This window comes from Colwellia sp. KU-HH00111 (assembly GCF_040362745.1).
Lineage (GTDB): Bacteria > Pseudomonadota > Gammaproteobacteria > Enterobacterales > Alteromonadaceae > Colwellia.
In genome coordinates this window covers 1-11,830 of the sequence record NZ_BAABWO010000011.1, presented here as the reverse complement: position 1 = coordinate 11,830, position 11,830 = coordinate 1, and the positions used below count along the sequence as shown (strand labels likewise).

11 protein-coding genes and 2 tRNA genes are annotated in these 11,830 nt (G+C 37.8%); 7 read left to right on the top strand and 6 right to left on the bottom strand.

Features of this window, described 5'->3' with window-relative positions; genetic code table 11:
* Positions 1–121 precede the first annotated feature (121 nt).
* The gene (locus ABXG98_RS16850; RefSeq protein ID WP_353539866.1) at positions 122–514 is read right to left on the bottom strand and encodes an OsmC family protein; all 393 of its coding nucleotides are present in this window, start codon (positions 512–514) and stop codon (positions 122–124) included.
* Between the two features lie 200 nt (positions 515–714).
* Between ABXG98_RS16850 and ABXG98_RS16845 the strand changes: the two genes are divergently transcribed.
* The gene (locus ABXG98_RS16845) at positions 715–1,167 is read left to right on the top strand and encodes a hypothetical protein (protein WP_353539865.1); all 453 of its coding nucleotides are present in this window, start codon (positions 715–717) and stop codon (positions 1,165–1,167) included.
* A 73-nt stretch (positions 1,168–1,240) separates the two neighbouring features.
* Here ABXG98_RS16845 and ABXG98_RS16840 read toward each other — a convergent pair whose 3' ends face one another.
* Positions 1,241–2,455, bottom strand: a complete 1,215-nt coding sequence (locus ABXG98_RS16840) for an exo-beta-N-acetylmuramidase NamZ family protein (protein WP_353539864.1) — start codon at positions 2,453–2,455, stop codon at positions 1,241–1,243.
* A gap of 10 nt (positions 2,456–2,465) precedes the next feature.
* On the bottom strand, positions 2,466–3,392 hold the full coding sequence (murQ, locus tag ABXG98_RS16835; protein ID WP_353539982.1) for an N-acetylmuramic acid 6-phosphate etherase: 927 nt from the start codon (positions 3,390–3,392) through the stop codon (positions 2,466–2,468).
* A 184-nt stretch (positions 3,393–3,576) separates the two neighbouring features.
* On the opposite strand from murQ, the gene alr reads away from it, so the two are divergent.
* Entirely contained in the window at positions 3,577–4,659 is a 1,083-nt protein-coding gene (gene alr, locus ABXG98_RS16830) for an alanine racemase (RefSeq protein WP_353539863.1), read from the top strand.
* A 25-nt stretch (positions 4,660–4,684) separates the two neighbouring features.
* On the opposite strand, the gene queE is transcribed toward alr, so the two are convergent.
* Positions 4,685–5,356 carry a 7-carboxy-7-deazaguanine synthase QueE gene (queE, locus tag ABXG98_RS16825; RefSeq protein WP_353539862.1) on the bottom strand — a complete coding sequence of 224 codons (672 nt, stop codon included), beginning with the start codon at positions 5,354–5,356 and terminating at the stop codon, positions 4,685–4,687.
* A 90-nt stretch (positions 5,357–5,446) separates the two neighbouring features.
* Between queE and queC the strand changes: the two genes are divergently transcribed.
* From queC to ABXG98_RS16810, 3 genes are all read left to right on the top strand, one after another.
* Complete coding sequence (queC, locus tag ABXG98_RS16820; RefSeq protein WP_353539861.1) at positions 5,447–6,106, top strand: 7-cyano-7-deazaguanine synthase QueC; 660 nt, start codon at positions 5,447–5,449, stop codon at positions 6,104–6,106.
* Between the two features lie 22 nt (positions 6,107–6,128).
* Entirely contained in the window at positions 6,129–7,079 is a 951-nt protein-coding gene (locus tag ABXG98_RS16815) for an ion transporter (protein WP_353539860.1), read from the top strand.
* Between the two features lie 177 nt (positions 7,080–7,256).
* A complete protein-coding gene (locus ABXG98_RS16810) occupies positions 7,257–7,469 on the top strand; it encodes a hypothetical protein (protein WP_353539859.1) in 213 nt (70 codons plus the stop codon).
* Positions 7,470–7,536: 67 nt separating this feature from the next.
* Here the strand turns inward: ABXG98_RS16810 and uvrB are convergent, their stop codons facing one another.
* Complete coding sequence (uvrB, locus tag ABXG98_RS16805) at positions 7,537–9,564, bottom strand: excinuclease ABC subunit UvrB (protein ID WP_353539858.1); 2,028 nt, start codon at positions 9,562–9,564, stop codon at positions 7,537–7,539.
* Positions 9,561–10,949 carry an MATE family efflux transporter gene (locus tag ABXG98_RS16800; protein WP_353539857.1) on the bottom strand — a complete coding sequence of 463 codons (1,389 nt, stop codon included), beginning with the start codon at positions 10,947–10,949 and terminating at the stop codon, positions 9,561–9,563. The genes uvrB and ABXG98_RS16800 overlap by 4 nt, the downstream gene beginning before the upstream one ends.
* A 485-nt stretch (positions 10,950–11,434) precedes the next feature.
* Between ABXG98_RS16800 and ABXG98_RS16795 the strand changes: the two genes are divergently transcribed.
* Positions 11,435–11,510 (top strand) — tRNA-Asn (locus ABXG98_RS16795).
* Positions 11,511–11,654: 144 nt separating this feature from the next.
* Positions 11,655–11,730, top strand: a tRNA-Asn gene (locus ABXG98_RS16790).
* Positions 11,731–11,830: the final 100 nt, after the last annotated feature.

Genomic DNA, 11,830 nt, shown 5'->3' with positions numbered 1-11,830 from the left:
TTAAAAAAGCGTGCCGAGTTGGGTTAGATGTAAACTTTTATTATGGGTTACACAATACCAAAGTATGTACCAAGCTGCTAGCGAGATTTAGCAATTCCCTCTTTTAATCATTACAGAGGATCTAAACCAATGTGATTTCAAATTCAGGCATAGCTTGAATCACTTTTTTGACCGTGCAAGTATTGGCAGCAGCGACAATTGCCTTACGATATTTTTTAGGAAAGTTGTCAGGTAAAGTGACTTCAAGCGTAATTTTTTTCTTATAAGAATCTTCCTCACAAACATTTTCACTGAGTTGCGCCACGCTTAAACCTTCCGTGCTAATGTCACGTTGTTGACAAAATTTACGCATATAAAACGCCGCACATAATGCCATACTTGCTAAAAAGTAAGTAAAAGGCTCCGGGTGCTCAGCATTTCCTCCTACTGCAACCGCCTGATCACTGGTAATGTTATGTTCGCCAAAACTTGCTTGTAACTGTTGTCCTGCTAATAAACTAACTTCAATTTTCATTTTATAACCCGTTCATCATTATCAAGATTAAAAACCAACTCACCATATATTAGTATAATCTAATATTACAAGCAACAATCATTATTAACAACCTGATTAAACAAATTAATAAAAATGCTTGAATACTAACCAAAATAGATATACTGTACATCTATACAGTATATCTATTTTGGTTAATTTTTTATTCAAAGGAAATCGTTATGTTTAATGAAAACACTAATAACATCAGCAACATAAACAAAATAAGCAACTCTAAAAACAATACTGAGCAAGTTAATGCAAATTGGATAAAACATACAAAAGTAACTAACAACGTTGAGCTATCAACGCAGTATGCGCATGTTTGTTTACAGCATAAATTAGAAAAAAAATGGATTTTATTTATCAACCCTGAAGAAAGTTCAATTGAACTGCTCGCTAAAACACACGATATTGATGCTACAAAAGTGTTAATGGTGAATTTTAAACACCCTGTAGATACTAATACAAATGTCAACTTAGAACGTGTTAAATCCGTACTATGCCAAGGCAACTGTTCGGCGGTTATCGTTTCAAATTCGCACTTTAATAAAGAAGAGGTCACCCAATTACAAGTCGCAGCATCGGTTGGCAAAACACAGTGTATATTGTTAAGAAAGCGGGTATTACATTAATATTTAACTAACCTTTACTCACTCAACAATGCGCAATGTCTTGGTTATTTTCGCCAATAGCTAATTTAGCCATTTATAAATACAATAAATACGCTGTTCTTGCCTTTTTAAAGTTTACTAATTGCTTTTGCCAGCTGCGTTTAATTTCTTGTGCTGTTTTTCCGGCTGTGATTGCTTTTCTTAATTTATCTGTGCCGCTAAGTTTGTCCATAAAATCAGGACGGGTAAAAAACTCAATATTTTTCGCTTTAAATGCCTGGTGCCAATGAATAATAAAGCTTAAATCGAGCCCACCAACCTGATAGTTACGTAAATCTTGACCGTGCAACATCTTATTCATTAACTTGGGTGTTAGTGCTGCTCCTGGTGTTGAAATAGGCATAAAAGAAAAGTCGCCAAGCGCAATGTTATTATGGCCAATCACCTGAAAAGGAAAGTCTGTACCTCTGCCAATACTCACGGGGGTTGCCTCAAAAAAACCAAGTGAAGGGTATAAACGAATAGCGGTGTCATTAGGTAAGTTGGGGCTGGGTTTTATCGGTAAGCTATAAGGCAAAGTTCGATGATAGTTTTTAACCTTAACTATACTTAAATCAAGGTGTTTTTTTGTATTTAGCCATGACTCCCCTTGGAACATCAACGCTAATTCGCCCACGGTCATTCCATGCAGTAAAGGAATTTGGTGCATGCCAACAAAGGAGCTAAATTCAGGCTCTAAGATGGGGCCATCGACAAAAGCACCATTAGGATTAGGCCTATCAAATATCATCATAGCTACGTTTTCATCAGCTGCGGCCTCCATCACATAGTGCATTGTACTGATATAAGTATAAAATCGAACCCCGACATCTTGAATATCAAATATTATCACATCAAGGTTTGCCATGTGGTTAGCGGCTGGTTTACGGCTTTTTCCATAAAGAGACACTAAAGGTACACCGGTTTTACTATCAATACTCGAGCTAAACTTCTCGCCAGCATCATAATTACCACGAAAACCATGCTCTGGAGCAAATATCATTTTCACATTAATATCATGAGCAATAAGTACATCAACTAAGTGTTCATTACCCACCATTGACGTTTGATTCACCACTAAACCAACACGTTTATTTTGCAAGCTTGGCAAATAAGATGATACCTGCTCTGCGCCAACAATAATTCCCTGGCTTGGTTTTGCTACCACAGTTTTATTTGCATTCACTTCAAGGCTAAAAGTACATAACGGTATACTGATTAAGATTGCCACCATGAGCCGAGCAAATTGTTTTGTGAAGAATAATCTCATAAAAACTGACTTAATTGTTAGCTTGCTCAACCGCTTTTCGCAAAAAGCCATTATTGGTTGTCAAACTGGCCTTAGCCTCAGCTACATCTAGGCCTGTTAATATCATTAACGTTGCTAATTTAGCGTTATTATTGGCTTGAATTAATGCTTGTGAAGCACATTCATAGTTACAATCAGTTGCTTGCATCACAATGCGTACCGCTCTAGCATATAGCTTTTCATTGCTGGCATTCACATCAATCATTAAATTTCGATAGCTTTTACCTGAACGTATCATGCTAGCAGTACTGAGCATATTCAATATTAATTTTTGTGCCGTGCCTGACTTCATTCGTGTAGAGCCTGTTAAAACCTCTGCCCCCATCACAGCGCAGAGATTAATGTCATTGGCTAGCGCAAACTTTTTGTTTTCACTACAACTTATACCAACGACTGTCACTCCCACTGATTTTGCATATTGCATTGCAGAGATAACATAGGGGGTTCTACCACTGGCAGCAATACCAACCAATACATCATTTTTACATAGATTTATCGCTTTTAAGTCTGTAATAGCTAATTGTTGGTTGTCTTCTGCCCCTTCAACCGCTTTGTATATTGCTTTATCACCACCAGCAATAATACCAATCACTTGTTGCTCACAAACGCTAAATGTCGGTGGACACTCTACTGCATCTAACACGCCAAGCCGACCACTAGTACCTGCACCAAGATATATAAGCCGCCCCCCACAAGCAAATGCTTCAACAATTTTATCTACAGCTTTAGCAATGTCAGGAATAATGCGCTTTACTACGCCAGCCACCTTTTGGTCTTCAGCATTAATTTTTTCTAAAATGCCCATAGAATCAAGTAAATCAATATCTAACGTATCTTGATTTTGCGCCTCGGTAGCAATATTTTTTAATTCATCAATTAATTGAGACTGTGTATTCATCGATGATGTTGTCATAGTTAACCTTTAAACATGTGACTAGCTCAATATGCATATATATTGAGCTATTAATGATAAATAACCCATGATTAATTGTTTAAAAAAAATCTCAGGCAACAATTTTATAACCTATGAAACATGGTACACTGAAAATAAATGTAGTGCTGTTCAAAAATCAAATTATTCTATGAACTATCATTCAAGAAAAACCGTTGCAATTATCAACTTACCAGCGTTAGTGAGTAATTATAATGGTCTCGCTAATTTAGCACCACAAAGTCAAACAATTGCCGTGATCAAAGCAAATGCATACGGTCATGGTGCTATTGAAGTAGCCAAAACCCTAACCCCTTATGTGCCTGCATTTGCTGTCGCTTTTATCGATGAAGCAATAATTTTGCGTGAAGCCGGGATCACTCAACCCATTTTGATTTTAGAAGGTGCATTATCTGAAGATGATATTTCCCTCGCATTAAACCACAACTTTTGGCTAATGTTTCACAATTTAGGGCAAATTTCTTGGTTGAATCAACAGCCCTCACCCTACCCCGGTAAAATATGGCTTAAAATTGAAACTGGTATGAATCGGTTAGGTATTGCACCAGAGCATGCTGATGCTATTTTAGCCCAACTTACAAACCAACAATTGCAAAACATGGTGCTGTGTACGCATTTTTCTAATGCGGAGCAATTGGGCAACCCCAAAACATCTTCACAAATAAAATCATTAGCTCAAATAAACCAAGCTTACGGCCTTAAAAATAGCTTAGCCAATTCTGCAGGAATTTTAAACTGGCCCCAAAGCCACGGTGATTATAATCGTCTTGGTATTGCATTATATGGCGCCAGCCCAATACCCACATGCAACTTACCAGTAAAATTAAGCCCGGTGATGACGTTGCAATCATGCATCATTGGTTTGCGACAGATTAAAACAGGAGACTGTGTTGGTTATGGTGAAAAATGGCAAGCTAGCAGACCTTCTATTATCGCTACCATAGCCATAGGCTATGCTGATGGTTACCCGAGAAATGCCAAAGCAGGCACGCCAGTGTTTATTAACGGACAACTAGCCCCCCTCGCTGGTCGAGTATCAATGGATATGATTACTGTCGATGTTAGTGATATTGCTAATGTCGAACTCGGCGATACCGTGGAATTATGGGGTGAAAACTTACCCATTGAAACGGTAGCCGATTATATGGAGACCATTCACTATGAATTACTTACTAGAGTCTCGGCTCGCGTTCCAAAAACCTACATAAAATAATAACGCCTAATTTTAAAGACAGACCCTATTCTATCCCTAGATATTTATGAACCTGAACTGATAAACGCCAATTATTTGCAATACAAGTTTCAATCGCTAACTCAGTGGCTCTGGCTTTTTGGCTAATGGGCTGCAAATAAATAGGGGTGTTAGTAATACGGTGCTCTGCAAGTAGCGCTTTAAGATCATCGACATGCTGCTCTGTTGCTACTGGATGTTTAATTTCATTAGCGCGGTGCATAGCACTATGCAGAATAGCATAACCTCCCCGCATATTTATTTTAGGTGATACTGTCACCCAACACTTACTAGAGACCTTGACTTCAAAGGTACCAGAAGTTTCTACTTGAGTGGTATAACCTAGCTGTTCAAAGGCGTTGCACAATGGCGTTAAATCGACCATACAAGGCTCGCCACCGGTAAGCACTATATGTTTAGCTTGGTAACCACGTTCAGCAATTAGGCTGAGTATGTTTGCCACTGAAAAATTAGCCCATTGTGATGTTTCTTGTGACTTAGCTAACACAGCATCAGGACTCACTTCATCAGATAAAGCTATGTCCCAAGTATGTTTTGTGTCACACCAAGCACAAGCCACCGGACAGCCTTGTAAACGGATAAAAATGGATGGTTGGCCAGTAAACGAGCCTTCACCTTGTATGGTTTCAAATAGTTCATTGATTTTATATAGAATCATTTTAATTTATGCTTTTGCCTAAGAGGGTATTCAAGTAAAATACCTTGATATTAAAGTACACTGACTATTATACCCTAAGAGACAATAAAAATGACTGATAAAGTTGTTGTGATCTATTCTGGCGGAATGGATTCATTCACCGTACTAAACCGTGCATTAAAAGATGGCAAAGAAGTATTCGCATTATCCTTCGATTATGGCCAACGTCACGTGAAGGAGCTAACCTGTGCTCGAAATGTTTGTGCTTCATTGAAAGTAAAACACAAGGTTATTGATATATCTGCTATTAACCAATTATTAGCGGGATCATCATTAACAGACAATATTGATATTCCTGAAGGGCATTACGAAGCCGATAATATGAAATCAACCATAGTACCTAACCGTAATATGATTTTATTATCTTTAGCCGTTGGTTATGCAGTTTCAGTCGGTGCCGCTCAAGTCTATTATGGCGCTCATAGTGGTGATCACGCCATTTATCCTGATTGTCGTCCTGAATTTGTGCAAAAAATGAATGATGTTTGTCAAATTGCCAATTATGAAAGTGTCGATATTTTCAGTCCTTATTTAACGGTCAATAAAACGGCTATTTTAACTGACGGGCTAAGTATGGGATTAGACTATAGCAATACTTGGACATGTTATAATGGTAGAGAAAAAGCCTGCGGTAAATGCGGCGCATGCCAAGAAAGACTCGAAGCATTTGCTGAGAATAAAATAACCGACCCCATAGCATACGAACAATAATCCTAACCAAAAAAGTAGCATTATGTTTGATCAACAAAATGAAACAGTGAATTTACGCTATAGAACTTATCAGTTATTAGAAAGCGAAACTGGGGGAAGTTTAACGGCAAAAATTATTACTTGGCTTTTAATTTTGCTGATCGTTGTGAACGTCATGGCAGCCATTCTTGCAACAGAGCAAGATTTTTATCATTCATATAAAAACGCACTAATCCTTATTGAGTTAATCTCGCTGTCACTGTTTTGTTTTGAATACCTTTGCCGGGTTTGGTGCTGTGTAGAAGCTGAAGAATACCAAAAACTGTCTCACTTTAAAGCAAGGTTAAAATATATTTTTACACCGATCGCCTTAATTGATTTAATTTCGGTATTACCTTTTGTTATTGCCATGTTCTTTGCTATGGATTTACGGGCATTACGCTTAATCAGAGTATTACGGTTATTAAAGTTAACCCATTACTTTAAAGGCTTTAATATTTTTGTTTCAGTAATGATTAAAGACTCAAAAAGTATCATAGCGGCTATGTTAGTGATGCTGTTTTTAGTGATTATCGCTGCCAGTTTAATGCATACGATTGAAGGCACAATTCAACCAGAAGCTTTTGGTAGCATTATACAGTCTTTTTGGTGGGCAGTCGTCACCATGACAACAGTAGGATATGGCGATGTAGTACCTGTTACGCCAATTGGCAAAATAATCGCTACCTTTATTATGTTTATAGGTGTCGTTTTGGTTGCACTACCTGCTGCGATGCTAGCGGCACGTTTTAGCGAAGAACTAAGAGAACGTAAAGAAGATTTAGACTCACATATCCAAGGCGTGTTAAATGATGGTTATATCGACATAAATGAATACCAGACATTAGCAACACTGGCTGAACAATTAGAAATTGACCCAGAAGAACTACAAAAAAGTATTGCGCAAATAAAACAAGGACAGCAAAGTACCAAGTGCCCTCACTGTGGTAAATAAATTCACTCTATAACTAACTAAAGATTCTATAAGTGTTAAAAGCCTGAATTTCAATCACTAATAATACTATAGAATATTATCTTCCTTTGACTTTTTTTTAAGACAATCTTTATATAACCCAACTCTGTTGACCGTCTACACTTAATACGTGTTCGAAGAATTATTAAGGGTATTGTTATGAGTACACTGTTCAAAGACCAAGCAAGATGCTTAGGCCAAATGATTGATGCAAATAATGAAGCACAAGCACACCTTTATCTTGAGCAATTATTACTGCTCCCTGTAGATGTTCAAGATGATATTATTGAAGATGTCAGCCAATTAAAAAACTGCAATAGTGAGGCTATTGCAACAATTATTGGTCACCACACTATGATTGAATTAAGGTAATCACACGAAAAATAACGCAAAAGTAACTATTCACCTCTGCGTTATTTTTCGTTCTTAATCGGCTAAGCTAAGTAGCTAGCTGCTGAATTCTTAATTTTGCAATGTCATCTCGAATTGCCGCAGCTTGTTCAAATTCTAAGTTTTGTGCATGGCTGTACATAGTTTTTTCGAGCTGATCAATTTTCTCATCGATCTCTTTGGTTGATAGTGCTTGATAGCTAGCATGCTGCTCTGCAACCTTATCTAATTCACTTGCTTTACTAAAAGAGCCAACGTCCATAACATCAGTTATTTTGCGTATAACACCTTTGGGTTTAATATTATTGTCAACATTAAACTGATGCTGCTTTTCTCTACGTCGCTCTGTTTCATCAATAGCTTTACGCATAGATTTGGTGATTTTACTTGCATATAAAATAGCTCTACCATTGATATTACGCGCTGCCCTGCCTATGGTTTGTATTAGCGAGCGCTCTGAACGCAAAAAGCCTTCTTTATCTGCATCTAATATAGCCACTAAGGAGACTTCTGGCATATCTAAACCTTCACGTAACAAGTTAATACCAACCAATACGTCAAACTTACCTAAACGGAAATCGCGAATGATTTCAACACGCTCAACTGTATCAACATCAGAATGCATATAGCGTGCTTTAATGCCATGTTCATCCAAATACTCACTTAAATCTTCCGCCATACGCTTAGTTAAAGTAGTGGCTAATACCCGCTCATTTAACGGTAAACGTTTGTTTATTTCAGATAACAAATCATCAACTTGAGTTTCGACATCTCGCACTTCAATTTGCGGATCTAATAAGCCGGTTGGTCTGACAACTTGTTGCGCGACTTCACCTGAGGACTTTTCAATTTCATAATTACTAGGTGTAGCTGATACATAGATGGTTTGCGGGGACAATGACTCAAATTCATCAAACTTCATTGGTCTATTATCTAGTGCTGATGGTAAGCGAAAACCATATTGCACTAAATTTTCTTTTCGAGATCTATCACCTTTATACATAGCGCCAATTTGTGGCACAGTAACGTGCGATTCATCAATAATAAGTAGGCCATCGTCAGGTAAATAATCAAATAAAGTGGGCGGCGCTTCACCTGGCTCACGTCCAGATAAATAACGAGAGTAATTTTCAATTCCTGAGCAGTAACCTAGCTCTGTCATCATTTCAATATCAAATTGAGTGCGCTGACTAATGCGTTGCTCTTCTACCAAACGGTTGTTGTCTTTTAAGTATTGAGATCGTTCTTTTAATTCTACTTTGATTTTATCTACTGCTGCTAAAATTCTATCACGGGGTGTAGCATAGTGGGTTTTAGGATAGACAGTAACTCGCGCTAAGGTTCGTTCAACCTGCCCAGTTAGAGGATCAAATTCACTGATACGTTCAATTTCTTCATCAAATAGCTCAACCCGCAGGGCAAGACGATCTGATTCTGCTGGAAAAATATCAATGACATCACCACGCACTCTATAAGTAGCCCGAGCAAAAGCAACATCATTACGTTGATATTGTAACTCAGCTAAGCGGCGCAAAATGTCACGTTGGTTAATGATATCGCCTACACTGATATGCAACATCATTTTCAAATAAGAATCAGGATCGCCTAAGCCATAAATAGCTGACACCGATGCTATAATAATAACGTCCCGGCGTTCTAACAGCGCTTTAGTCGCCGACAAACGCATTTGTTCAATATGTTCATTTACCGAAGCATCTTTCTCAATAAAGGTATCGGTAGTAGGCACATAAGCTTCTGGTTGGTAATAATCGTAATAAGAAACAAAATATTCAACTGCATTATTTGGAAAAAACTCTTTCATTTCACCATAAAGTTGTGCAGCCAACGTTTTATTTGGCGCTAGCATCATAGTTGGACGATTGAGCTTTTCAACAACATTAGCAATGGTAAATGTTTTACCTGAGCCAGTAACCCCTAATAACGTTTGATGAGCTAAACCTGAATCAATACCTTCTAATAATTGCTTAATTGCTGTTGGTTGATCACCACTAGGCGTGTAACTAGATTCCAGAGTTAATGATCTGACGTTGTTTGCTTTGAAAACATTTTCTTTCAAGATAATTGTTCCTTAACCATTAAACTGTCATCGACAAATTGCTTCGTAAAAAGACGATAAGAAATGGCGGCCATCACTACATTTCCTATAAGTGCACCTACAAAGAAACCGTGTAAACCATAAAAATAACTGCCTAAATAAGCCAGTGGCACATAACATACAAATAGCCTAACAATGCTTAACACTAAGGCAACTAATGGTTTGTGCAAGGCATTAAATGAAGAATTGGTTAAAATAACGACGCCTTGAAACCCATATCCCAAAGGTAAAATCCAAATAAATAGCACTATCACGTCTGCAACATCTTGCTCTTTAGCAAAAGCGGCCGCAATCCAAGGCGCAGCAATAATGAGCACCACGTAAATAAGCACTTGCCAAATTAAAACAAATTTAATTGATGTTTTATAAGCGTGCTCAACACGGTGCATATAACCAGCACCAAAGTTTTGACTAATAAAGGGAGGTAAGGTCATCGACATAGCTAACAGCACGAGTGAAGCAATGGACTCAATACGAGAGCCGACACCAAATCCAGCGACCACTGATTCACCATAACTCGCAGCAATGGCCGTCATAATAGCAGCAGCTATTGGCGTTAACATATTTGCACCTGCCGCAGGTAAACCTATTTTCAAAATACCGCGACATGAGCGGACTAACTGACGAAAAGGTAACAAGTGGGTATGAATTAGTTTTTTCTGTTTAGTTAAAATGGTTAAAACAAAAACTAGACCAAACAGCCATGAAATAAAGGTAGCAATGGCTGCTCCTTGCAAGCCCATAGCAGGGATTGGTCCAAAACCAAAAATAAACACAGGGTCAAGTATGGCATTAATGAGTCCTGCACTTCCCATAACAATACTCGGTGTTTTTGTATCGCCAGAAGCGCGCAATACAGCATTACCTATCATAGGACCAATTAAGCAAACACTACCAAGATACCAAATATCGATATATTGATGAATCAAGGGTAATAATGAGGGTTTAGCACCAAGAAGTGTAAACAGTTCATCAGTAAACAAATAACCCACAAAAGATAAGCAAACTACAATGATTGCAGCTAGGTATATAGCAGCAGTTGCTGAATCTTTGGCTGCACTGTGATCATCACGGCCCAGAAACTTTGCAATTACTGCTGAGGTACCTATTCCTAAACCTATCATGAGACTAATGACAGTAAAAGTAACAGGAAAAGTAAAACTAATCGCCGCTAAGGGTTGTGTTCCTAGAAGACTAACAAAAAAAGTATCAATGAGGTTAAAGGTCATTAATAAAACCATGCCATAGATCATTGGGATGGTCATTCTTTTAATGGTATCTGCAACCGGGTCTTTAAGTAAGTTAACCGGCTGTTTTTTAGTTTTTGTTACTTTAATTGATGTCATTAATAAACTTTATAAAAGTGAAGAGTGAAAAACTTAGTGTTAAGCGAGCTCTATTGTAATCAAAACCATAAGAAATGCACAGCAAATATCCTTATGGTTAAAAATCACACCAAACAATCAATAAAACAACAAAAATACCGTAAGCAACTAATTCTAAAGGAAATAAAATATTTAAAGATTAACTATTGACTTGTCTACACGCTAGATAAAACGAGCCTGTAATGACTTATTACAAAATAACTAACATAGTTATCCACAACTTTCGTGGATAACTAGAGCTTAGCACCACTTTATCTTTATAAAACGCATGGTGCATATAAAACTATCAATAAATGCTGGCAAAATAACTTTAATGAACGGAATTTAAGCAAACGCACAAAAAAATGTTTTTTTTGTTATTTTTGTGTTGACACATTGGCAACAGGTCTTTAATATTCCGCCCCGTTAGCCAAGTTGGTTAACGCGCTAATCGAAAGAAAAGCAATTCCCCAATAGCTCAGTTGGTAGAGCGATGGACTGTTAATCCATGTGTCACTGGTTCAAGCCCAGTTTGGGGAGCCACATTTTTGTTGGCGACAAATACAATGCGTTAGAGCGATGGACTGTACTCTCTAATAATAGCATGTGTCGCTGATTGGTTCTCAAACCCAGTTTGGGGAGCTACATTGTAAAAATGAGTTATTACACGCTCAAGTAAAAGTTTATTCCCCAATAGCTCAGTTGGTAGAGCGATGGACTGTTAATCCATGTGTCACTGGTTCGAGCCCAGTTTGGGGAGCCACATTACTTCGGTAAGAATTAAAACCTACTTTATGTAGGTTTTTTTCGCCTAAAGAAAATTGCTGACAAAAAAGTTTACTCCCCAGCAGCTCAGCTCCCAG

Coding starts and splice junctions, on each gene's coding strand:
- ABXG98_RS16815 (WP_353539860.1), top strand. CDS start 6,129: ATGTTTGATCAACAAAATGAAACAGTGAATTTACGCTATAGAACTTAT.
- ABXG98_RS16850 (WP_353539866.1), bottom strand. CDS start 514: ATGAAAATTGAAGTTAGTTTATTAGCAGGACAACAGTTACAAGCAAGT.
- murQ (WP_353539982.1), bottom strand. CDS start 3,392: ATGAATACACAGTCTCAATTAATTGATGAATTAAAAAATATTGCTACC.
- ABXG98_RS16800 (WP_353539857.1), bottom strand. CDS start 10,949: ATGACATCAATTAAAGTAACAAAAACTAAAAAACAGCCGGTTAACTTA.
- queC (WP_353539861.1), top strand. CDS start 5,447: ATGACTGATAAAGTTGTTGTGATCTATTCTGGCGGAATGGATTCATTC.
- ABXG98_RS16810 (WP_353539859.1), top strand. CDS start 7,257: ATGAGTACACTGTTCAAAGACCAAGCAAGATGCTTAGGCCAAATGATT.
- ABXG98_RS16845 (WP_353539865.1), top strand. CDS start 715: ATGTTTAATGAAAACACTAATAACATCAGCAACATAAACAAAATAAGC.
- alr (WP_353539863.1), top strand. CDS start 3,577: ATGAACTATCATTCAAGAAAAACCGTTGCAATTATCAACTTACCAGCG.
- ABXG98_RS16840 (WP_353539864.1), bottom strand. CDS start 2,455: ATGAGATTATTCTTCACAAAACAATTTGCTCGGCTCATGGTGGCAATC.
- queE (WP_353539862.1), bottom strand. CDS start 5,356: ATGATTCTATATAAAATCAATGAACTATTTGAAACCATACAAGGTGAA.